Origin of the sequence: Enterovirga rhinocerotis (genome assembly GCF_004363955.1) — a bacterium.
Lineage (GTDB): Bacteria > Pseudomonadota > Alphaproteobacteria > Rhizobiales > Beijerinckiaceae > Enterovirga > Enterovirga rhinocerotis.
Window position 1 is genome coordinate 48114 of sequence record NZ_SNZR01000016.1, and the last position, 22471, is coordinate 70584.

Annotated in this window: 21 protein-coding genes; 13 read left to right on the forward strand and 8 right to left on the reverse strand. The window is 67.6% G+C overall.

All coding sequences use genetic code 11. The annotated features are described in order from the left end of the window. Positions 1-184 precede the first annotated feature (184 nt). The 3 genes from purC to EV668_RS20775 are packed head-to-tail and all read left to right on the forward strand — an operon-like array spanning position 185 to position 2115. A complete protein-coding gene (gene purC / locus EV668_RS20765; protein ID WP_133773742.1) occupies positions 185-979 on the forward strand; it encodes a phosphoribosylaminoimidazolesuccinocarboxamide synthase in 795 nt (264 codons plus the stop codon). Positions 980-1028: 49 nt separating this feature from the next. Then, positions 1029-1526: a PaaI family thioesterase gene (locus tag EV668_RS20770; RefSeq protein WP_245513335.1), complete on the forward strand. Its 498-nt coding sequence runs from the start codon at positions 1029-1031 to the stop codon at positions 1524-1526. Then, positions 1504-2115, forward strand: coding sequence for a hypothetical protein (locus EV668_RS20775; RefSeq protein WP_133773744.1), 612 nt, complete (start codon positions 1504-1506; stop codon positions 2113-2115). Before EV668_RS20770 ends, EV668_RS20775 begins: the two co-directional genes overlap by 23 nt. A 6-nt stretch (positions 2116-2121) precedes the next feature. Here EV668_RS20775 and EV668_RS20780 read toward each other — a convergent pair whose 3' ends face one another. The 4 genes from EV668_RS20780 to EV668_RS20795 all read right to left on the reverse strand — a co-directional run bounded on the left by EV668_RS20780 (position 2122) and on the right by EV668_RS20795 (position 7116). After that, complete coding sequence (locus EV668_RS20780; RefSeq protein WP_133773746.1) at positions 2122-2451, reverse strand: NIPSNAP family protein; 330 nt, start codon at positions 2449-2451, stop codon at positions 2122-2124. Positions 2452-2665: 214 nt separating this feature from the next. Beyond that, the gene (locus EV668_RS25625) at positions 2666-5515 is read right to left on the reverse strand and encodes a beta strand repeat-containing protein (RefSeq protein WP_133773748.1); all 2850 of its coding nucleotides are present in this window, start codon (positions 5513-5515) and stop codon (positions 2666-2668) included. Positions 5516-5623: 108 nt separating this feature from the next. After that, positions 5624-5893 (reverse strand): hypothetical protein, encoded by a 270-nt coding sequence (locus EV668_RS20790; RefSeq protein ID WP_133773750.1) that lies wholly within the window; start codon positions 5891-5893, stop codon positions 5624-5626. A gap of 101 nt (positions 5894-5994) precedes the next feature. Continuing rightward, positions 5995-7116, reverse strand: coding sequence for a multidrug effflux MFS transporter (locus EV668_RS20795; RefSeq protein ID WP_280960131.1), 1122 nt, complete (start codon positions 7114-7116; stop codon positions 5995-5997). A 338-nt stretch (positions 7117-7454) separates the two neighbouring features. On the opposite strand from EV668_RS20795, the gene rho reads away from it, so the two are divergent. The 6 genes from rho (at position 7455) to EV668_RS20825 (ending at position 14548) form a co-directional block, all read left to right on the forward strand. Then, entirely contained in the window at positions 7455-8723 is a 1269-nt protein-coding gene (rho, locus tag EV668_RS20800; protein WP_133773754.1) for a transcription termination factor Rho, read from the forward strand. Positions 8724-8896: 173 nt separating this feature from the next. Then, positions 8897-10267 (forward strand): tRNA uridine-5-carboxymethylaminomethyl(34) synthesis GTPase MnmE, encoded by a 1371-nt coding sequence (gene mnmE, locus EV668_RS20805; protein WP_133773756.1) that lies wholly within the window; start codon positions 8897-8899, stop codon positions 10265-10267. A gap of 2 nt (positions 10268-10269) precedes the next feature. Further along, positions 10270-12141 carry a tRNA uridine-5-carboxymethylaminomethyl(34) synthesis enzyme MnmG gene (gene mnmG / locus EV668_RS20810; protein ID WP_425359645.1) on the forward strand — a complete coding sequence of 624 codons (1872 nt, stop codon included), beginning with the start codon at positions 10270-10272 and terminating at the stop codon, positions 12139-12141. After that, positions 12138-12788, forward strand: coding sequence for a 16S rRNA (guanine(527)-N(7))-methyltransferase RsmG (gene rsmG / locus EV668_RS20815; protein ID WP_133773759.1), 651 nt, complete (start codon positions 12138-12140; stop codon positions 12786-12788). Before mnmG ends, rsmG begins: the two co-directional genes overlap by 4 nt. Continuing rightward, the gene (locus tag EV668_RS20820) at positions 12769-13614 is read left to right on the forward strand and encodes a ParA family protein (RefSeq protein WP_280960132.1); all 846 of its coding nucleotides are present in this window, start codon (positions 12769-12771) and stop codon (positions 13612-13614) included. Before rsmG ends, EV668_RS20820 begins: the two co-directional genes overlap by 20 nt. A gap of 16 nt (positions 13615-13630) precedes the next feature. Continuing rightward, complete coding sequence (locus EV668_RS20825) at positions 13631-14548, forward strand: ParB/RepB/Spo0J family partition protein (RefSeq protein WP_133773764.1); 918 nt, start codon at positions 13631-13633, stop codon at positions 14546-14548. Positions 14549-14642: 94 nt separating this feature from the next. Here EV668_RS20825 and holA read toward each other — a convergent pair whose 3' ends face one another. The 3 genes from holA to leuS are packed head-to-tail and all read right to left on the reverse strand — an operon-like array spanning position 14643 to position 18805. Further along, positions 14643-15665: a DNA polymerase III subunit delta gene (gene holA / locus EV668_RS20830; protein ID WP_133773765.1), complete on the reverse strand. Its 1023-nt coding sequence runs from the start codon at positions 15663-15665 to the stop codon at positions 14643-14645. A gap of 7 nt (positions 15666-15672) precedes the next feature. Then, a complete protein-coding gene (gene lptE, locus EV668_RS20835) occupies positions 15673-16200 on the reverse strand; it encodes an LPS assembly lipoprotein LptE (RefSeq protein ID WP_133773768.1) in 528 nt (175 codons plus the stop codon). Continuing rightward, positions 16187-18805: a leucine--tRNA ligase gene (gene leuS, locus EV668_RS20840; protein ID WP_133773770.1), complete on the reverse strand. Its 2619-nt coding sequence runs from the start codon at positions 18803-18805 to the stop codon at positions 16187-16189. The genes lptE and leuS overlap by 14 nt, the downstream gene beginning before the upstream one ends. A 132-nt stretch (positions 18806-18937) precedes the next feature. Between leuS and EV668_RS20845 the strand changes: the two genes are divergently transcribed. Then, complete coding sequence (locus EV668_RS20845) at positions 18938-19624, forward strand: YggS family pyridoxal phosphate-dependent enzyme (protein ID WP_133773772.1); 687 nt, start codon at positions 18938-18940, stop codon at positions 19622-19624. Positions 19625-19628: 4 nt separating this feature from the next. Here EV668_RS20845 and EV668_RS20850 read toward each other — a convergent pair whose 3' ends face one another. Then, on the reverse strand, positions 19629-20162 hold the full coding sequence (locus EV668_RS20850; protein WP_133773775.1) for a L,D-transpeptidase family protein: 534 nt from the start codon (positions 20160-20162) through the stop codon (positions 19629-19631). Positions 20163-20265: 103 nt separating this feature from the next. Here EV668_RS20850 and EV668_RS20855 point away from each other — a divergent pair, with 103 nt between their 5' ends. From EV668_RS20855 to EV668_RS20865, 3 genes are read left to right on the forward strand one after another with little or no spacing between them, the layout of a single operon-like run. Continuing rightward, positions 20266-20949 (forward strand): response regulator transcription factor, encoded by a 684-nt coding sequence (locus EV668_RS20855; protein WP_133773777.1) that lies wholly within the window; start codon positions 20266-20268, stop codon positions 20947-20949. A gap of 7 nt (positions 20950-20956) precedes the next feature. Further along, positions 20957-21433 (forward strand): cyclic nucleotide-binding domain-containing protein, encoded by a 477-nt coding sequence (locus EV668_RS20860; protein ID WP_133773779.1) that lies wholly within the window; start codon positions 20957-20959, stop codon positions 21431-21433. Positions 21434-21490: 57 nt separating this feature from the next. After that, positions 21491-22462, forward strand: a complete 972-nt coding sequence (locus EV668_RS20865; protein WP_133773781.1) for a Bug family tripartite tricarboxylate transporter substrate binding protein — start codon at positions 21491-21493, stop codon at positions 22460-22462. The last annotated feature ends 9 nt before the right edge of the window (positions 22463-22471 follow it).

Here is a 22471-nt window from a genome sequence, read left to right on the forward strand (position 1 = left end):
GCCGGTTCGTGACGGAGGCCTTGGATATGCCGCTTTCCCGCACCATAATGACGGCAATTCCCCAGCCTGCGTTGCCCCGCACTGGTCGATCGTCTAGGTTCCGCCCGGACGCGACCGGTCTGCATCGCATTTCGGCCGCGCCGCGCACAAGCCGCGGACCAAAGTCGAGGAGCCCCGGCAGCCCATGGATTTTCTCAAACCACGGTACACGCCTATGAACCGCCGCCGTCGCATCTACGAGGGTAAGGCGAAGGTCCTGTATGAGGGACCCGAGCCCGGCACCTTGATCCAGCACTTCAAGGACGACGCGACAGCGTTCAACGCCAAGAAACACGAGGTGATCGACGGCAAGGGCGTGCTGAACAACCGGATCTCGGAATACGTCTTCCAGCACCTCAACGACATCGGCGTGCCGACGCATTTCATCCGCCGGCTGAACATGCGCGAGCAGCTCATCCGCGAGGTCGAGATCATCCCGCTCGAGGTCGTGGTCCGCAACGTCGCCGCCGGCTCGCTCGCGACCCGTCTCGGCCTCGAGGAAGGCACCCAGCTGCCGCGCTCGATCATCGAGTTCTACTACAAGAACGACGCCCTCAACGATCCGATGGTCTCGGAGGAGCACGTCACGGCCTTCGGCTGGGCGACGCCCCAGGAGATCGACGACATCATGGCCCTCGCCATCCGGGTCAACGACTTCCTGTCGGGCCTCTTCCTCGGCGTCGGCATCCGGCTCGTCGATTTCAAGATGGAGACGGGACGGCTCTGGGAAGGCGATCTCATGCGTATCGTCGTCGCCGACGAGATCTCGCCCGATTCGTGCCGGCTCTGGGACATCAAGAGCCAGGACAAGCTCGACAAGGACCGCTTCCGGCGCGACCTCGGGGGCCTGATCGAGGCCTATTCGGAGGTCGCCCGCCGCCTCGGCATCCTGGGCGAGAACGAGAAGATCCAGACCGGCGGCCCGCGCCTCGTGCAGTGAGCCCCACGGCAAGAACGACCCAAGCCCGGCCTTGCGCCGGGCTTTTCACGTGAAACGTCTCAGGACCGGTCCTGTCGTGTCGAACCCGCCGCCGAACGCGCCCCGTGACGACGTCTACGATCCCGCAGCCGATGGCTGGACGCCTCTTCCGGACCAGGGCTTCATCCAGCTCGTCGGCCCCGTCTGGACGAGGCGCCATGCCGATGGCCAGCGCCGCTACGGCTTCCTGCCCGAACCACGCCACGCCAATCTGGTCGGCCTCGTCCAGGGCGGGATGGTCATGACCTTCGCGGATCGAGGCCTCGGCCTCCTGGCCTGGGAAGCAGCGGGCGGACCGGCCGTCACGCTCTCCTACGAGCATCATTTCGTCGGTCCCGGCCGGATCGGCAGCTTTCTCGAACTCTCCGGCGAAGTCGTCCGCAAGACGACGGGGATCGTGTTCATGCGCGGGCTCGTCACGGACGGCTCGCAGGTCGTGGCGTCCTGCCAAGGGACCTGGAAAATCCTCTCGAAGCGCCGCGCCCATGCGCCCGTCGGGCTGGACTGACGCCATCCGGCGGAGGTGGAGGCCGGCCTGCGGCTGCGTCGCGGGGGCGGCTCTCGTCGTCCTCTCGGCGGGAGCCTGCCGCGAACTGGCGACGCTCGTCGACGTCGCCTTCCCGACGGCCGTGCCGGGCCTTCCGGGCGACCGGCCCTGGGTCTCGCTTCCCGTGAACCGCTGGCTAACCGAGCCTGGGATCGAACCGATCGCGATCTCGGCCTGTTTCGCACCCGCCTGCGCCGCGCCGGCGGCCGTGATGATGTTCCGCGCCCATGGGCCAGAGGGCATCCGCCTCGCCCAGGCGGCCGCCGATCCCGCGCGTCTCGTCGCTCAGTTGAAAGCCGGCCCTCGTGCGCCGGCCGACCGGCGTGGCCGCCGTCCGCCGCGAGCCCTGGCATCCGCCGAACCCGCATCGGAAGGCGGCCTGACCGGATACGCGATCCGTCTCGAGCGGCCCGGCGGCGGACGTTCGGCCGCCGGCTACGTTCTCGCGGCGAGCCGGGGAGGGGCGACCACGGCGCTCGTGATCGTCACCCCGACGCCCGACGAAGCCGCGCGGCTCGCCCGCGCCGTCGCTCCCCGTCTCGCGGACTGACGCCCGTCAGAGCAGCGATTTCAGCGCGCTGCGCCGGATCAGCTGGTTCTGCTGAGCGGTGATCAGATGAGCGGACGCCTGCAGATAGGCTGGCCATTCCGGATCCTTGTCCCGCGCGGCCGCGCGGCGCTCGAGATCGGCGAGGCTCTCGTATTCCCACAGGTGGATGATCTGGTTGAGCGCACCATGCGCGCTGACGAAGACCCCGATCGGCGGACGCAAATGCCGGAGCTGCACGGGCATCGCCAGACGATCGAACACGTCGAGAAACTCGGGCATCTTGCGAAGCGCGATCGTGTAGGTGCGCAGATCGACGAGGGGCAGGTTCTCGGCCACGTTTGTCCTCCTGGCGCCGTTTCGTCGACGCCGCCCGAGACCATAATCCGCTGGAGGGTCAGGTCCAGAGAAGGGAGCGACTGTCCGCGGCCCGCCCCATCGCCCGAAACAAACCCTTCAGCTCGACAGCCCTCGGCCGCAGGCCATCGGGCGACCTCTTCCTCTCATGATCGCGAGCCGTGTTGCCCTCCGCCGCACCGGTCATGGAGCCCCGTCAGGACCAGAGAAAATCGGAACCGCCGAGTTGAGCGGGATTCGTCATGCCCAGCATGCGGATGGTGATGTCGGCCCGACCATCGCCGTTGGCGTCGACCTGAAGCAGATCGGCTCCCGCGAAGCGGGCTTCGGAATTCCCGGTGCCCGAGAAGGTGCCGTCACCGAGATAGGCGAAGCTGCCGGCCAGCAACCCTTCGAAGACGAGCTTGTCCTGCTGGCCGCCCGTGCCGCTGAAATCGGTGACGGTATCGATCCCCGAGAGCAGCGACGTATAGACGAACTGGTCGGCCCCTACCCCGCCGGTCAGGGTATCGTCGCCTCGGCCGCCGACCAGCCGATCGCCGTCGAGGTGATCGCCCCCACGGATCGTGTCGGCCCGCTTGCCGCCGTTCACGACGAAGGCGATGTCGGCAAGGCCCGTCAGATCGAGCGTGTTGCCGCCGCCATGGAGGTTGAACACCTGCGTCAGCACATCCGCGTCGGTCAGGTCGACCGCACCGGCGGACATCAGCGTGATCGCCCCCGTCTCGAGACTCGTGAAGGCATCGAGCTGCGCGGCCGAGAGCGAGACGGCTCCCATGCTCTCGAGCCGCTCGATATCGTCGGCAATGGCGGCATGCGATAGCCGGATCGGTGCGCCGGCCACGTCGAGCAGCAGAGTGTCGAAGCCGCTTCCACCCCGATAGCTTTCGCCGATGACGATGTCGGCCTGCCCCGTGATGACGAGCGTGTCGTCGCCGGCGCCGCCGTCGATGACGTCCTTCGCGCGCCCTCCGGTGATGATGTCTCCCCAGACGCCACCGGTGATGATGTCGGCGCCAGCCCCACCGTTCAGGACGCCACTCCCGCTGATGACGTCGTTTCCGCTGCCGCCGTTCACGGTCAAGCAGCCGCAGCCGCCGAGCGTGATCGTGTTGCCGGCGGTCGCGAGGTTGATCGTGGACAGCGACAGATAGGACGCATCGGTCAGGTCGATCGTGCCCGCCGTCGTGACGCTCACCTCTCCGACATCCAGCCTGGAGAAGGTGTCGAGCTGCGCCGCAGTGAGGCGGACGGCTCCGTCGGAATCCAGCGCCTCGACATCCGCTCCGACCGTGACCCGGCTGATGTCGATCGTCGCCGGCGTGTCGGCCCGCAGGCGGAGGGTGTCGAAGCCGGCCCCGCCGATATAGATCTCGCCCGGAACGAGCTCCGCCTGGGAGACGGCGATGAACGTATCGTCGCCGGCTCCGCCATCGAGGACGTCGCGTCCCAACCCGCCCCATAGGGTATCGGAGTTCAGGCCTCCGCGAAGCAGATCATTTCCCCTTCCGCCGAAGAGATTGGACGGCCCGTCACCGCCGATGATCGTATCGTTACGCGTGCCCCCGAAAATGTCGTAACCCCACCATTGGCCTTTGAGATTGATCTCGTTTCCGAAGTTGCTCAGGTAGATGTTGTCGACATAGGCTTGGCGAGCAAACGTGGGATCCCCCGGAAGGTCGATCGATCCTCCTCTCGAGATGATCACCGTATCGCCCGACACCCTCTGGAACCCACCGAATTGCTGGGCGGTCATCGTCACAGCATTGTCGAAGATCAGTTCCTCGACATCGGCATCGACGATCACCCGCGTGATATCGTAGGCCTCCATCCCCAGAAGGCTGAGCCCGTCGTAACCGGCGCCGCCGGTATAGCGCTCGCCGACCGCGAGTTCGTCCTGAGCGCTCACGAGGAAGAGGTCGTGCCCGTCGCCGCCATCGAGCACGTCGCGGCCGAGCCCGCCGATCAGCACGTCGCTTCCGCCGCCGCCGAACAGCCTGTCGTGTCCCGAGCCGCCATCGATCAGATCGCCACCGTTGACGTCGTCGCTTCCCGTGATGTGGTCGGCTCCCGTCCCTCCCGCGATGGTCAGGACACCCGCCGAAACTCCGGCCAGGCTGAACGTATTGGTGCCGTTCGCCAGGACGAAACCGGCGACGTCCACGCTCCGCCCGGCCAGGTCGACGCCCCCCGCATCAGCGATCAGGATCGTGCCCCCTTCGAGGCTGCGGAACCCGGTCAATTGCGCCCGCGAGAGGGAAACGGCGTCCACGACATCCAGCACTTCCACGTCGCTGATGGTCACGCCGTCGAGATCGACGAGCTCGTCGGCCTCGATCGCGAGCGTATCGGTGCCCGCGCCGCCGTCGTAATGCTCGCCTGCGACGAGATCCGAGGCCGCCGCGATGACGAGGCGGTCGTTGCCACCGCCGCCGCTGACGGAATCCAACCCGCTTCCGCCGATGAGGACATCGCTCCCGGCTCCGCCGACGAGGATGTCGTCGCCAAAGCCGCCATCGATGACGTTGCCGGCCTCGCCACCTCTGACGACATCGTTCCCGATATTGCCGATCACTTGGTAGCGGGCATTGGCGGTTCCCACGAGCGTCAGGACATTGCCGTCGGCGTGGAGGTCGAACCGCGTGTTGAGGACGGCCGAATTGCTCAGGTCGACGAGACCGCCATCCGTCAGCGTGATGCCGGCCGCCTCCACCCTGGTGAAGGCCCCGAGTTGCGCCGACGCCAACATGACCGCGCCGCGCGCCTTGAGCTGCTCCACCCCGGTGATGATCGTTCCGGACAGGTCGATCGTGGCCGTGGTGTCCAGGAAGAGCTGATCGACACCGAGTCCGCCATCATAGGTCTCGCCGTCGACGATCTCGTTCTGCGCGAAGATATCGAAGCGATCGGCCCCGTTGCCACCGAAGAGCAGATCCCGCCCCCGTCCCCCGATCAGGATGTCGTTGCCGGCGAAGGCGTTGATCGTGTCCGCGCCGGCGGTTCCCGTCAGGGTTTCACCCGCATCCGTCCCGGTGATGATGGCCATGCTCGCACCCGCAGTCGAGGCGAAGTTCTCGCCAAGCTTTCAAGCTTGTCCTATCCGAAAACTCTTGGCTGTACAGGCCGACGAATGGCCGATCTCGGTATTTACTTCCTAGAGCCTCGCGAGCTGCCAGACGGCGAAGACCGCCAGCACCACCGGGACCGCCGCGACCAGGAGGAGGATGGGGAGTTCGGCACGAACCGAATAGCCCGCATGGCTGACGCCGATCCAGAAATTCACGGCGGCGATCACGACCCAGACCGGGATGAAGGCCTTGGCGGCCCCGCTCTGTCCCCCGACAGCGGCTCCCCAGAGGTGCCCGAAAAGGAGGAAAAGCCCGAGCAGCACGATGCCGCCGAAGATCACCAACGTCATATGCATCTTGCCGCCTCCCGCACATTCGAGCCCGGATGGGCCCCGTCAAACCGACCGCGAGCACCTCGCTCGGAAAACGCCTCGGCCTGCATCGCCCGAGCGGCGCGTCAGAGCCGCTGGAGCGCGATCGCCGAGGCGACCGAAACACTCGTCAGCACCACGGAGAGCGGCAGGGCCGTCCCGTCATACCAGAGACCGACCGCAAGCGTCGCGAGGGCGCCCAAGGCCATCTGACAGAACCCGTAGAGCCCCGACGCGCTGCCGGCCGCGGCGGGATCGACGCTCATCGCCCCGGCCACCGCGTTGGGGCCGCCGAGGCCGGCTCCGAAGGCATAGATCAGCATCGTCCCCGTGAGGGTCCCGACCGACACCATCCCCGCGAAATGCGCCGCCATGAGCAGAAGGGCGGCAAGGACGCAGATGCCGTTGCCGAGCCGGGCCCCGTGCCGGATCTCCATCCGGCCGATCAGCACCCTCACGGCCATCGCCCCGGCGGCAAGGCCCACCGAGACGACGACGCAGAACAGGCCCACCTCCTGCGGCGAGCGGTGCAGGAGCTCGATGTAGAGGAACGGCGCCGCGGAGAGGAAGGCATAGAGGCTCGTGCCCGCACAGGAGCCGGCCAGCAGGTAGCGCCGGAACTTGGCCGAGCGCAGCAACCTCGCGAACCCGCCGAGGACGAAGCCGACGCCGCGGCCGGAGACGGGATTCCGATTCGTCTCCGGGATGAGCGCAACGGCGAGGAGCAGCAGGGATCCGACGACGAAGGCCAGCACGACGAAGATGGCCCTCCAGCCGAGCCAGGCCTCGATCAGGCCGCCGAGCCCGGGAGCGAGCGTCGGTGTCAGCGTCATGCAGGTGATGAGAACCGCGAGCCGCTTGGCGGCATCGGTCTCGTTCGAGATGTCGCGGACCATCGCTCGTCCCAGGACCAAGGCCCCGCAGGCGCCAAGCGATTGCAGCACGCGGGCGACGATCAGCGCCCCGATCGATTCGGCCGGAATCGCGAGCAGCATGCCGAGGAAATAGGCGACGAGGCTGCCGAGCAGCACTGGCCGTCGGCCGAAACGGTCCGATAGCGGCCCATAGACGAGTTGCCCGATCGCAAGGCCCACGAGATAAAGCGTGATGGTCAATTGCGCCGTCGCAGGCGAGGCGCCAAGCTCCCGACCGGCCGTCGAAAGGGCCGGAATGAAGATGTGCAGAGCGACGGTGCCGGACATCGTCACGGCGATGAGGAGGGGGAAGGGCGGAACCGACCGCCGCCTCTCAGGATGAATAAATGATTGGAAAGACAATGGCTTGACCCAAAGGTTCTGTCTTCTAGCATCGCGCGTGCCGCGGTGCTGCGCAAGAATCCGGCCGGCAGCCTGCGTCTCGCTGAAAGCTTGAGCGTTCCGGCTCTTGAGCGATGGACGGAATCTCCCTATAGAGAATCGTCCCCAATTCGACAGGTCGCCGTGCGCGAGGCCTCCCCGGCCCACCTCGGTCGGGCACGCCCAGCCGGGCTCGCCTGCCGAACCCGCACCGCCATTCTCCTGCCGCCTAATCCGCGAGAGTGTTCCCGATGAGGGAAGTCAAACTTGAAGACCTGAAGGCGAAGTCGCCGACGGAGCTATTGGCCTTCGCCGAAGAGGTCGAGGTCGAGAACGCGAGCACCATGCGCAAGCAGGAGCTCATGTTCGCCATCCTCAAGCAGCTCGCCGCCCGCGAGACCGAGATCGTCGGCATGGGCGTCGTCGAGATCCTGCTCGACGGCTTCGGCTTCCTGCGGTCCTCCGATTCGAATTATCTGCCCGGGCCGGACGACATCTACGTCTCGCCGTCGCAAATCCGGCGCTTCGGCCTGCGCACGGGCGACACCGTCGAAGGCCCGATCCGGGGACCGAAGGAAGGCGAGCGGTACTTCGCCCTCCTCAAGGTCAACACGATCAATTTCGAGGACCCGGAGAAGATCAAGCACAAGGTCCATTTCGACAACCTGACGCCGCTCTACCCCGAGCAGCGTATTCGCCTCGAGCACGTCGAAGAGACCGGTAAGAAGGATTTTTCGGCCCGCATCATCGATGTGGTCTCGCCGATCGGTAAGGGCCAGCGTGCCCTGATCGTCGCGCCGCCCCGCACGGGTAAGACGGTTCTCCTGCAGAACATCGCCAAATCCGTCACGGCCAACCACCCCGAATGCTACCTCATCGTGCTGCTGATCGACGAGCGGCCGGAGGAAGTGACGGATATGCAGCGCTCCGTGAAGGGCGAGGTCATCTCCTCGACCTTCGACGAGCCGGCCCAGCGCCACGTCCAGGTCGCCGAAATGGTGATCGAGAAGGCGAAGCGGCTCGTCGAACACGGACGCGACGTCGTCATCCTGCTCGATTCGATCACGCGCCTCGGCCGCGCCTACAACACGGTCGTGCCGTCCTCCGGCAAGGTTCTGACCGGCGGCGTCGACGCCAACGCCCTCCAGCGCCCGAAGCGCTTCTTCGGCGCCGCCCGCAACATCGAGGAAGGCGGCTCCCTCACCATCATCGCAACGGCCCTGATCGATACGGGCTCGCGCATGGACGAGGTCATCTTCGAAGAGTTCAAGGGCACCGGCAATTCGGAGATCATTCTCGACCGCAAGGTCTCCGACAAGCGCATCTTCCCCGCGCTCGACATCACGCGCTCCGGCACGCGCAAGGAAGAGCTCCTGGTGCCGTCCGACACGCTCAAGAAGATGTACGTCCTGCGCCGCATCCTCAATCCGATGGGCACGGTCGACGCGATCGAGTTCCTGCTCGACAAGCTGCGCCAGACCAAGACCAATCAGGACTTCTTCGATTCGATGAACACCTGAGGACGGGCGGGGCTGCCATGGGCGCCCCTCCTTTCTCGCTGTAACCGGATCAGAGTCACGAATCGGCAGGGCCTCCTCGGCTCCTTCGCCCGCAAGGGGAGAAGGCGTCGCGTGCCGTCCGTCCCGAGCGAAGCACGGGGCCGTGTGAACGCCGAAGCGGGCGGGAGTGCCGCGTGACCCTCGACACGATCTTTGCAATCGCCTCGGGGATCGGCCGCTCGGCCGTCGCCATCGTCCGGATCAGCGGCCCGCAGACGGATGCCGTCCTTGAACGGCTGCTCGGCGGTCGTCTGCCCGAGCCGCGCCGTGCCGTCCTGCGACGCCTGCGGGATCCGGCGACAGGCGAGATCCTGGACCAGGCTCTGGTCCTGCGCCTGCCGGGACCCGCCAGCTTCACCGGCGAGGACCAGGCCGAGCTTCAAATCCATGGCAGCACGGCCGTCCGGACTGCCCTCTTGCGCGTCCTCGCCGCCATGGCCGGCTGTCGTGCAGCCGAGCCCGGCGAGTTCACGCGCCGTGCCTTTCTCAACGGCCGGCTCGATCTCACGGAAGTCGAAGGTCTCGCCGATCTGATCGACGCGGAGACCGAGGCGCAGAGGCGCCAGGCTCTGCGCCAGATGGAGGGGGCGATCGGGCGCGACGTCGCGCGCTGGCGAGACCGCCTCGTCGATGCCCTTGCCGCCTGCGAAGCGGCTTTGGATTTCGCCGACGAGGACGATGTCCCGGACGATGTGGCGTCAGGGGTCGCTGCGGCGACAGCAGGAATCCATGCCGAGATCGCCGCAGCGCTTGCCGGTGCCGCGCGCGGCGAACGCGTGCGCGACGGGTTCCAGGTCGTGATCGCGGGGCCGCCCAATGCCGGCAAATCGACCCTCCTCAACGCGCTCGCGCGCCGCGACGTCGCCATCGTCTCGCCGATCCCCGGCACGACGCGCGACCTGATCGAGATCCGCTGCGATCTCGGCGGATTGCCTGTGGTCTTCGTCGACACGGCAGGGCTGCGCGAAAGCGAGGACCTCGTCGAGCGCGAGGGAATCGCGCGGGCTCGCGACCGGGTGCAGCGCGCCGACCTCGTCCTTTGGCTGGTTGCTGCGGATGCGGAGGCTTCTTCCGCTCATCCCGGCGCAAGCCGGGATGCGGCGGCGGTCGAAACCTGGATCCCGGCTGCCGCCGGGATACGCGGCGTCGAGGTTCTGACGGTCGCAACGAAGTCCGACCTCGGGCAGGCAGGTGATGGCTCTCTTGCGGTCTCGGCGAAGACCGGCGAGGGCGTCCCGGCGCTGATCGCTCGCGTCGAAGCCGTCGCGGCCGCCGCCATGACCCATGGCAGCGATGCCGTTCTGACGCGCGAGCGCCACCGCGCGGTTCTGTCGTCGGTCGCTGATTGCCTCGATCGTGCCGCTCTTGCGCGTCAACACGGCGGCATCGAACTCCTGGCCGAGGATCTCCGCTTGGCACTGCGCCATTTGGGGCGCATGACCGGCGAGGTCGATGTCGAGGAGGTGCTGGACCGCATCTTCGCAAGCTTCTGTATCGGGAAATGAACGTGAGCGGGTTCGACGTCATCGTGGTCGGGGGAGGGCATGCCGGGGTCGAGGCCGCCGCCGCGGCCGCACGGCTCGGCGCTGCGACCGCCCTCGTCACGCAGAGCCTCGCGACGGTCGGCGTCATGTCCTGCAATCCCGCCATCGGCGGGCTCGGCAAGGGCCATCTCGTCCGCGAGGTCGATGCATTGGACGGGCTGATGGCGCGAGCGGCCGATGCGGCCGGAATCCAGTTCCGCCTTCTCAATCGACGCAAGGGGCCGGCTGTTCGAGGGCCTCGCAGCCAGGCGGATCGCAAGCTCTACGCGCGGGCGATCCGGACGCTCGTCGACGAGACGCCGGGCCTCGTCGTCGTCGAAGGCGAAGCGGCCGATATCGAGATCGCCGGAGACCGGGTCGAGGCACTCGTCTGCGCCGATGGCCGCCGCTTCCCCACCGGAGCCGTGGTCCTCACCACCGGCACGTTCCTGGGCGGCCTGATCCATATCGGCGAGACCCGCATCCGGGCCGGCCGCTACGGCGAGCAGCCGTCGGACGCGATGTCGCGGACGCTCGCACGCTTCAACCTGCCGCTCGGCCGGCTCAAGACGGGCACGCCGCCGCGGCTCGATGGGCGAACCATCGATTGGAGCGCGGTCGAACACCAGCGTGCCGACGACGAGCCGGAGCCGTTCTCGTTCATGACGGACCGGATCACCGTGCCGCAGATCGAATGCGGCATCACCCGCACAGGGCCGGCCGCGCACGATCTCATCCGCGCGAGCCTGCACCGCTCACCGCTCTATGGCGGCGCGATCCAGGGGCGGGGACCGCGCTATTGCCCCTCCATCGAGGACAAGGTGGTCCGTTTCGCCGACCGCGACTCGCACCAGATCTTTCTCGAGCCCGAAGGCCTCGACGACCCGGTCGTCTATCCCAACGGGATCTCGACCTCGCTGCCGGAGGATGTCCAGCACGGCGTCGTGCGCAGCATTCCCGGTCTCGAACGCGCGACGATCCTGCGCCCGGGCTACGCCATCGAGTACGATTACGTCGACCCGCGCGCCCTCCACGCGACGCTCGAGACGAAAGCGGTCGGCGGCCTATTCCTGGCAGGCCAGATCAACGGGACAACCGGCTACGAAGAGGCTGCGGCGCAGGGCATCGTCGCAGGGCTGAATGCGGCGCGTCGAGCATCGGGCGCCGACACGGTCGTCTTCCCCCGCTCCGAATCCTATATCGGCGTGCTGATCGACGACCTCGTCACGCGGGGCGTGACCGAGCCCTATCGGATGTTCACCTCCCGGTCCGAGTTCCGGCTGAGCCTTCGGCCCGACAATGCCGACGAGCGGCTGACCCCGCTCGGCACCCGCCTCGGCATCGTGTCGTCCGATCGCACCGCGCGGTTTGCCGCGTGGTGGAGCGCGTTGGAGGACGGCCGTCGCCTGCTGGGACGATTGAACGCCACCCCGAACGAGGCGGAGGCTCGGGGCGTGCGGGTCAACCAGGACGGCATCCGCCGCTCCGCTTTCGAGCTGCTATCGCGGCCCGGCTTCGACGCCTCCTCGCTGGACGCGATCTGGCCGGATGCCTGCCGCGAGATCCCACCCCGGGTGATGGAGCGGCTTCGCACCGATGCGGTCTATTCGGTCTATCTGGATCGCCAGGACCAGGACCTCGCCACCTTCAAGCGTGACGAGAACGCCCTTCTGCCTGCGGATCTCGATTTCGAGACCCTTCCGGGGCTGTCGAGCGAGATCAAGGGCCGGCTCTCCGCCCTGCGTCCGGCGAGTCTCGGCCAGGCATCGCGCATGGAAGGTATCACCCCGGCCGCACTGACCATCCTCGCGGCCCATGCGCGCCTCGCGGCGGGCCAGCGGGCACCCAGCGCGTGAGCCGCCGCAACGCGAACGGCCCGGTTGTTTCACGTGAAACACGGGACCGCCTGAGCATCTTCGCCGATGAACTGACCCGCTGGCAGCGCGCCCTGAACCTCGTCTCCCCCGCGAGCCTGCCCGACCTCTGGACCCGGCATATCGACGACAGCCTGCAGCTCGCGGACATCGCGCCCGATGCCCGCACCTGGGTCGATCTCGGCTCCGGCGGAGGCCTTCCCGGCCTCATCGTCGCCGCGGCCGACCCGACGCGGCGCGTCGTCCTGGTCGAAAGCGACTCGCGCAAATGCGCCTTCCTTCGAAGCACTGCCCGCCGCATGGACCTCAGCGTCACCGTCATCGAAGCGCGAATCGAGACGGCGCTGACCGATGCCGCGATCGAGGCCGAGGTCGTCAGCGCCCGAGCACTCGCCCCTCTGGCGCGTCTGATTGCTTATGCACAGCCATTATTGCTCAACGGCGCCATCGGACTGTTTCCAAAAGGCCGTAACGTCTCGCGCGAATTGACCGAGGCGCAAGAATGCTGGAATTTCGAGGCGGAGCTCCTGGCGAGCCGGACGGAGCCCGATGGGCGGATCGTCAGAATCCAAAATTTCGCCGGCCCTGCACTCACTGGCGGCAGACATCGTGACGACATCGCCCCTTAGTTCAGCCTTCCAGGGACAGCGGATTCCGCGCGTCCTCGCCCTCGCCAATCAGAAGGGTGGTGTCGGCAAGACCACCACCGCCATCAATCTCGGCACCGCCCTCGCCGCGATCGGCGAACGCGTGCTCGTGATCGACCTCGATCCGCAGGGCAACGCATCGACCGGTCTCGGCATCGATCGCCGCCACCGCGCTGTCTCGACCTATCACGTCCTGTCGGGCGAGGCCGACCTCGCAGACGCGGTGCAAGAGACCGTGGTCCCGAACCTCTCGGTGGCTCCTGCCACGATGGACCTTCTCGGTCTCGAACTCGAGATCGCGCAGGAGCGCGATCGGACCCAGCGCGTCCGGCGAGCGTTGGCCGGCCTGCCCACGGGGGCCGAATCCCAGCCGGCCTACACCTACGTCCTGATCGACTGCCCCCCCTCGCTGAACCTCCTGACGATCAACGCCCTCGCGGCGGCCGATGCGGTGCTGGTTCCGCTTCAATGCGAGTTCTTTGCTCTCGAGGGGTTGAGCCAATTGCTCAAGACGGTCGAGCAGGTCCGCACGACCCTCAATTCGCGCCTCTCCATCCACGGGGTCGTGCTGACGATGTTCGACCCTCGCAACAACCTCGCCAACCAGGTGGTCGCGGATGTGCGCCAGTTCATGGGGGCCAAGGTCTACGAGACCGTCATTCCGCGTAATGTCCGCGTCTCGGAGGCCCCGTCGCACGGCAAGCCGGTGCTGCTCTACGATCTGAAATGCACGGGATCGCAGGCCTACCTTCGGCTCGCGTCGGAGATCATTCAAAGGGAACGAGCGCTTGTCGGAGCGGCCGCGTAAGGGGAGTGGTGCGAAGGTGAGTCGAAAGACCACGACGGAAGAACCGATCCGGTCCCGGCTAGGGCGGGGCCTCGCGGCCCTGATCGGCGATGTGGGCGAGGAATTCGGTGGGACCGGCGAGCGCCCGGCGCCCGGTACGCGGCGCGTGCCGATCGAGTTCCTGCGTCGGAACCCGCATAATCCGCGCACCCATTTCGACGAGACCGAGCTCGCCGAGCTCGCCGAATCGGTCCGCGAGCGGGGCATCATCCAGCCGATCGTCGTCCGCGCCGTCCTCAACCTGCCGGATGTCTACGAGATCATCGCGGGAGAGCGACGCTGGCGCGCCGCGCAGCGGGCCGAATTGCACGACGTGCCGGTCGTCGTCGTCGAAGCGGACGACAAGCTGGCTCTCGAACTCGCCATCATCGAAAACGTCCAGCGGGCGGACCTCAATCCGCTCGACGAGGCTTCGGGCTATGAGCGCCTGATCGACCAGCACGGCTACAGCCAATCCGACCTTGCCGGCACGCTCGGGAAGAGCCGCAGCCATGTCGCGAACACGCTCCGTCTTCTCAAGCTGTCTCCCCATATCCGCGGCCTCATCGAGCAGGGCAAGATTTCGGCAGGGCATGGTCGCGCCCTGCTGGCGGTCGAGGATGCGGACACGGTCGCAGACCGGATCGTGGAGCGTGGCCTCACGGTCCGCGATATCGAACGGCTCGGTCGGGACGAGGCCGAGGAGGCCGTCGACGGGGACCAGGCCAAGGCGAAGGCCGGCAGGCCTCGCCGACAGCGCACGGTCGACAGCGATACGCGCGCCCTCGAACGCGAGATCGAGGATGCGCTCGGTCTCTCGGTCCAGATCGACCATCGCGGTCCGGGCGGCGATGTCCGTCTGCGTTACACGTCTCTGGAACAGCTCGACGCCTTGGCCGCACGGCTGCGCGGCTGAGAGGGCCCTACCCGCGCGCTCGATCGACAAGGCTTCTTCGTCGGCAGGAGCCGGCGCCGAGGCGGTCCGAGCGACGGCCAGGGCGAGTTCCGCCTCAGCGCCGCGAGGCCGCCTGGGCGATCCGGAGCAATGCGGCGCCGGCAACGGTCTGAGCGAGCCCCGGGTTGCGGCGTGACTGGAGCGTCGCATCCTGCAGCGCGTCGACGACGCGTCGAAGGCTCGGCTCCCGCCAGCGTGCAAGTTGCCGCTCGACGGCATTCCTGCGCCGGAAATGCAGTCCGCGCCACGACCGCACGGCCGCCTCCGGGTCGCTGCCCGAATCGATCCCCGCCCGCCCGGACAGAAGCTGGAGCGTATGGCGGAGGGCGAGAATGAGGATCTGCGCCGGCGCGACGCCATTCTGGGCCAACTGGCGGAGCGAATCCTCCAGCGTCGCAAGATCGCCCCCGAACGCCGCATCGAGGGCCATGTCGACACTCTGGCTCGAGACATCGCTCACGACGGCCGCGACATCCTCGGCGGAGACCCTCTCGCGACCGAGACAATAGAGCATCAACTTCTCGAGCTCGCCCCGGCTCGCCAGACGGTCGCCGCCGAGCGACTCGATCAGGAGTTCGCGGGCATCCGCGTCGATCCGAAGGCCGCCAGCGGCCAGAGTATCGGTCACGACCGTCGCGAGATCCCGCGTCTCGTCCGCATAGCAGGGCAGGGCGAGCGCCCTGTTCGACTTCTCGCAGGCGGCGCGCAGCGGTGAGGTCTTGCCGAGATCCCCGGCCTCGACGACGACGAGCGTGCCATCCGGCGCCCCCTCCAGGCAGGCGGCGACGGGGCCGGCGATGTTGCGGGAGGTCGGCCGGACCCAGATGACGCGCCGTTCACCGAACAGCCCATACGTCGTCGCTTCCTCGACGAGCTTGCCCGGATGGTCGAGGAGATCGTCCCCATCCAGCCGGATGAGCTGGAATGGATCGGCAGGATCGGAGACGGCGGCCTCCGCAGCCGCCCGGGCCCGTTCCGAGACCCGGCCGGAATCGGGCCCGTAGAACAGAAGCACGCAGATGTCGGGGCGTCTCGCCTTGACGGCGCGATCGACGTCCCCGGCCTTGACCGCCGTCACGAGGTGATCAGCGCGTCGTCGCGAAATGCGCCGCGATGCGGTTCTTGATCTCTTCCGCGATCTGCTTCGAAGCCCTGATCTCGGCATCCCGCGCGGCCCGCACCGAAGCGAAGCGCTGAGGGTCGCGGAAATAGGTCGCGGAGGTCTTCGCGGTCCCGGTCAGGACCTCGCGCTTGCCGTCGAGCGACGTCAGCGTGTAGCGCGCGGTGACGTTCAGCTGCGCGGCATCCGCCCGGCCGGTGATCGTATCCGTGATCGTGATCTGGATCGCCTCGGCCGCGTTGACCGCGAGCTGATAGCGTTTCTGGGACACGGTGCCCGAGCCGTCGAGCTCGAAGACCAGCTCGCTCCGCAGGTAGTGGGAGAGCTGCTCCTGACCCTGCGGCACGGTCACTTTGGCGACCTCGATCGCGGCCAGCGATTGCTGGACCGGGACGCCCGACGCCGTGGGGCCGTAGAGCGGCCGGAAACAGCCGGCCAAGGGGAGGGTGAGAGAGGCCGCCAGGAGAAGGCGGCAAAGCTTAGACGACCACATTGACGATCCTCTGTGGCACGACAACGATCTTCCGCGGCGTCTTGCCTTCGAGCGCGCGGATCACCGCATCGAGCGATAGCACGGCCTGCTCTACGAAACTGTTGTCCGCAGTCCGCGCCACCGTGACTTCCGCTCGCTTCTTGCCGTTGATCTGAACGGGCAGGGTGACCTCGTCCTCGACCAGCAGGGAGCGGTCGAGGGTCGGCCATGCCGCCTCCGCGACGAGGCCCGGCCGTCCGAGGATCCCCCAGCATTCCTCCGCCAGATGCGGCATCATCGGCGCGAGCATCTGGAGCAGCATGCCGGTGGCAGCCCGGATTTGCTCGACGGCCGACGGGTCGGCCGGAGGCGCCGGCGGGGCGTCCTTGGCCCGATCCGCGGAGACGCCGGAGAGAGCATTCACCAGCTCGTTGATGCGGGCGACCGCGACGTTGAAGTGAAGGCGCTCGAACGCCTCCTCGACCGCGGCCAGCGTCCGATGCGCGGCCTTCGCGGCATCCGGCGCGGCCGGCCCGAAATCGGGCGCCGCGATACGGTTCACCAGGCGGTAGACGCGCTGCATCAGGCGGTTCGCACCCTGCACGCCCTCGTCCGACCAGATGGCGTCCCGCTCGGGAGGCGAATCCGACAGCATGAACCAGCGCGCGGTATCGGCACCGTAGCTCGCGATGATGTCGTCGGGATCGACGGTGTTCTTCCGCGACTTCGACATCTTCTCGATCGGACCGATGACGATCGGCGCGCCCGTTTTCACGTGAAACGCCTGCCGCTCACCCGTCCCGCTCTCGAACCGCACGTCGACGGGCTGAACCCAGGTGCCGTCCGCCTCGCGATAGGTCTCGTGAACCACCATGCCCTGGGTGAACATGCCCTCGAACGGCTCGTCGAGGCCGACCCAGCCGGTCTTGCGCATCGCCCGCGTGAAGAACCGCGAATAGAGGAGATGCAGGATCGCATGCTCCACGCCGCCGATATACTGGTTCACGGGCAGCCAGGAATCGGCGATCGCCTTGTCGGTCGGCGCCGAACCGAGATGCGGCGCCGTGAAGCGCGCGAAATACCACGAGGAATCGACGAAGGTGTCCATCGTGTCGGTCTCCCGCCGCGCGGGCTTGCCGCAGGCCGGACACGGAACGTCGCGCCACGTCGGATGCCGGTCGAGAGGGTTCCCCGGCCGGTCGAAGCTGACATCGTCGGGGAGGAGGACCGGAAGATCCTCCGCCGGCACGGGCTGGGTGCCGCAATCGCCGCAATGGATGACCGGGATCGGGCAGCCCCAGTAGCGCTGGCGGGAAATCCCCCAATCGCGCAGCCGATAATTGGTCCGCCGCTCGGCCACCGCTCCGCCGCCCGGCGCGGTCTCGCTCTCCAGCCGGCGCGCGACGTCGTCGAAGGCCTCCTGCGGCGTCATGCCGTCGAGGAAGCGCGAATTGATCATCCGGCCCTCGCCCGTATAGGCCGTATCCGTGATGACCACGCTCGCCGGATCGGTACCGGCCGGGCAGACCACCGGAACGGCGCCGAGCCCATAGGCCTGCGCGAAATCGAGGTCGCGCTGGTCGTGTGCGGGACAGCCGAAGATCGCGCCGGTGCCGTAATCCATGAGGACGAAATTCGCGACATAGACCGGCAGGGTCCATGACGGATCGAAGGGATGGACGGCGCGGATACCCGTGTCGTAGCCCTTCTTCTCGGCCCGATCGATCTCCTCTTGCGCCGTCCCGTGCCGCCGGCACTCCTCGGCAAAGGCCGCCAGTTTGGGGTCGCGCTTCGCGGCCTCGAGCGCCAGGGGATGGTCGGCGGCGATGGCCATGAAGCGGGCCCCGAACAGCGTGTCCGGCCGGGTCGTGTAGACGGGAAGCTCCCGCTCCCCGGCGGGCGTCGTCGCGGGATCGAGCGCGAAACGGACGTGAAGTCCATCGGAGCGGCCGATCCAGTTGCGCTGCATCAGCCGGACCTTCTCCGGCCAGCGCGTCAGGGTGTCGAGCTTCGCATCGAGATCGGCGGCGAAATCGGTGATCCGGAAGAACCACTGCGTCAGTTCGCGCTGCTCGACAGCCGCACCGGAGCGCCAGCCCTTGCCATCGATCACCTGCTCGTTGGCGAGCACGGTCTGGTCGACGGGGTCCCAATTGACCTTCGCGGACTTCCGATCGACGAGCCCCGCGGCGAGGAAATCGAGGAACAGGCGCTGCTGCTGCTTGTAATAGGCGGGGTCGCAGGTCGCGAATTCGCGCGACCAGTCGAGCGAAAGGCCCATCGACTGGAGCTGAGCGCGCATCGTCGCGATGTTGGCGTAAGTCCATTCCTTGGGATGGACCTTGTTCTGCATGGCGGCATTCTCGGCCGGCATGCCGAAGGCGTCCCAGCCCATCGGATGCATCACGTTGAAGCCGCGCGCCCGCTTGTAGCGCGCCAGGACGTCGCCCATCGCATAGTTGCGCACATGGCCCATATGGATGCGCCCCGACGGGTAGGGGAACATCTCCAGGACATAGTATTTTGGACGCGGATCGTCGTCGCGCGTGAGGAAAAGCTGGCGATCAGCCCAGGCCTTCTGCCATTTCGGCTCGGCCTCCTTGGCGTTGTAGCGCTCAGACGACATCGTTACACGGTGTTTCGGTGAGAGGGCGCGCCCTCGACGAGGGCACCGACGCGTAGCGTCAAACACGATTTGCAGAAGAGGGTCAACGTCTTCGGCTCGGCCGCCGACGAGGCCTGCAGGGTGACGGAAAGCATGGGCGATCACGATGTTGCCGACAATCTGGCATTGATCCGGCAGGCCATCGCGCGGGCCGAGGCCGATTGCGATCGGCCGCCCGGCGGCGCGGCGTTGATCGCCGTCTCGAAGACGGTCGAGGCGGTGCGGATCGAGGACGCGCTGAAGGCGGGGCAGCGCCTGTTCGGCGAGAACTACGTCCAGGAATCACAGGCCAAGTGGCCGGAGCTGCGCGAGCGCTGGCCCGACGTCGAGCTTCACCTGATCGGCCCCCTCCAATCGAACAAGGCCGGCGAAGCCATTGCCTTGTTCGACGTGATCCATTCGCTCGATCGCCCGTCCCTCGCCAAGGCGCTGGCCAAGGCCGTTCAGCGTGCGGGACGGCAGCCCGCCCTCCTCTGTCAGGTCAATACCGGCCGCGAGCCGCAGAAGGGCGGCATCGATCCCGATGCGCTTCCGGGCTTTCTCGAGGAATGCCGGACGAGCTTCGGCCTCGCCATATCCGGACTGATGTGCATCCCGCCCTTCGACGAGCCGCCATCGCCGCATTTCGCCTGGCTCGCCTCGCTCGCGGCCGATCACGGTCTCGCGCTTCTCTCGATGGGCATGAGCGCGGATTTCGAGGCGGCGATCCAGCTCGGCGCCACCCATGTCCGCGTCGGAAGCGCGATCTTCGGCAGCCGCCCGCAGCCCGCGGCTGCGTGACAGCTCAGCCCCGCACGACGATCCGCGTCCTCGGCCCGATCCGCTCGACCAGACGGGCAATGACGGCCCGCCCGACGGCGACACAGCCTTCCGTCGGCGTGAAATCCGGACGCGCCGAGTGCAGGAAGATCGCGCTGCCCCGGCCCCGCCGGATCGGGCGCCGGTTCCACGAGAGGTCCACGACGATGTCGTACAGCGCATCGTCCCGCCACATCCGCTCGTGCGACGGGTGTGCCGGAAGGCGGATGGGACGGTTGTAGAGCCGGGAGGCAGAGTCGTCGCACCAGCCATCCGCCTTGCCGATCCGAACGAGAGGCAGGGACGTGCGGGGGCGCGGTGTTCGATCGGGCCGGTAATGGACGCCGAGCGCCTTCAAGGAGGCGACGGGTGTCCCGCCATCGCCCTCCCGCTTGTCGCGGATCATGCCGCCCCGGCCGAGAGCACAGCGCAAGCGGAGCGGGCCGGCCACGACGACGCCCTTGCGCTTGTCGCTGGGCGAGCGGAAGACGAAGATGACGTCGAGGCTGCGGCGCTTCACGTGGCGGCAGGGACTTCAACCCCAGGGCCCTGTCAAGCTATAGGATGCTCATGCGCGAGAATGCCCCGGCCGCGCGGCCCGCCGCCGCGTCCTGCCGTTCCTGATGCCGGCGGCTCGTATCCTCGTCGTCCAGGGCGACAAAGCGCTTCACGACGTGCTTGTGGAGCAGCTCGATCCCTCGCCGGATTTCGAGATCTGCGGTTGCGCAACCGGTGACGAGGGTCGACGCGTGCTGCAGGAGCGGCCCTTCGATCTCGCTCTCATCGACTCCGACTTGCCCGACATCGACGGACGAGACCTCATCGCCCAGCTTCGGCAGGACGGCTTTCGCGGCCCCGCCCTCATGATGACATCCGCCGCGAGCGATCCGGAGGGCGCCCACGATCCCGACTCGGGCGCCAGCGACACGATCTCGAAGCCGTTCCGATTCTCCGCGCTCCTGCCCCGCATCCGCGCGCTCATCCGCGCTCATGAGGCGTCCGACGAGGCGGCCTTCGCGATCGGGCCGCATCTTTGCCATCCCGGAGCGAAATCGCTGGTCGGCCCCGACGGGACGAGCCTGAAACTGACCGAGAAGGAGGTGGCGATCCTGCGCTATCTCCACCGCGCGGGCTCCTCGACCGTGAGCCGGGACGAGCTCCTCCAGGAGGTCTTCGGCTATCATGCCGACGTCACCACCCACACGCTGGAGACGCATATCTACCGGCTTCGGCAGAAGCTCGAGAGCGATCCGTCCGCTGCCCGGCTGCTCGTCACCGATCCGGGCGGCTACCGGTTGATGGGGTAAGACAGCGATGCCCCTCGACGATCTGATCGATTTGCTTGCGAAGGTTCCGGTCTTCGACCTGCTGGGCCGGGATGCGCTGCGGCTGATGGCATTCGCGGCCGAGACACGGCGCCTGCGCACGGGCGAGTACCTGTTCCGGCAAGGCGAGCGGTCGGATGGCGGTTATGTCGTGCTGTCGGGCGAACTCGAGACGCGGCGGGAGGATGCCGAAAGCGGGCGCATCCAGCCCAAGGGCGCCCTGATCGGCCGGACGGCGCTGTTCCTGCGGACCAAGCGACCGGTCTCGGCCATCGCCCGGGAAAGGTCGGAGGTCCTCCGGATCTCCCTGACGCTGATGCGGCGGACGCTCGAGGAATATCCCGACGCCGCGCTCGCGATCCGAGAGGCCCTCGCCGAGGACCTCGACGCCCTGGCCGGCGATCTCGACAGGGCGCGCCAGCTTCTCGACGCCGTCACGCCGAGCGAGCGGCGCAGCGGCGGCTGATCGAGCAACAGACCATCACCGACCCAAGATAGGGCCGCTCACCGGCCGGAGAATGAGATGATCGATCGCAGACGGGCTCTGATCGGGGGCGCTCTCCTGGCGGCCTCCTCCCGCGCGGCTCGGGCGGAGTGGAGCCCGAGCCGGCCTGTAACCATCATCGTGCCCTATCCGGCAGGAGGCGGGACCGACGTGCTCGCGAGGATCGTGGCGCGAGACCTCTCCGCCTCGCTTCGGGGCAATGCGGTGGTCGAGAACGCGCCGGGTGCCTCCGGCGCCATCGGCTCCCGCCGCGTGGCCAAGGCGGATCCCGACGGACACACGCTGCTCGTCACCACCAACCAGACCCACGCGACGAACATCTCGCTCATGAAGGATGGCGGCGGCTATCATCCGATCGACGATTTCACCGTCCTCGGCCAGCTGGCCGATCTCCAGCATCTCCTCGTCGTCCGGGCCGATCTGGCGGCGAAATCCGCGGCCGATGTCGTGGCGCTGGCGAAGTCGTCGACGAAGCTGACCTGCGGCTCCACGGGCATCGGGTCCGCGTCGCATCTGACGATGGAGCTCTTCAAGGCGAAGACGAGTCTCGACCTCGTCCATGTTCCGTATCGCGGAGCCGCTCCGCTGCTCCAGGATCTCGTCGGCGGCCGGATCGACATGGCCTTCGCCACCGTCCCGACCGTGCTCGGGCAAGTTCAGGGAAACCAGGTCAGGGCGCTCGCCGTCGCCTCGCCCGCTCCCTGCCCGCAACTGCCGGGCCTGCCGACGCTGGCGGGGGAGGGGATCGCGGGGGTCGAGGCCGATGCCTGGATCGCGGCATTCGGGCCCGCGAAACTGCCCCCGGAGATCACGCGCCGCTATGCGTCCGCCCTGCGGGCGATGATCGCGCAGGCTGACATCGCCGACAACATCAGGACGCTCGGCATGCTGCCGAACTGGCGCGAGCCGACTGCCTTCGCCGCCTTCCAGCGCCAGGATATCGATCGATGGGCGGCGATCATCCGCGCCGCGAGCGTCGCGGCGGAATAGACAAGGTGC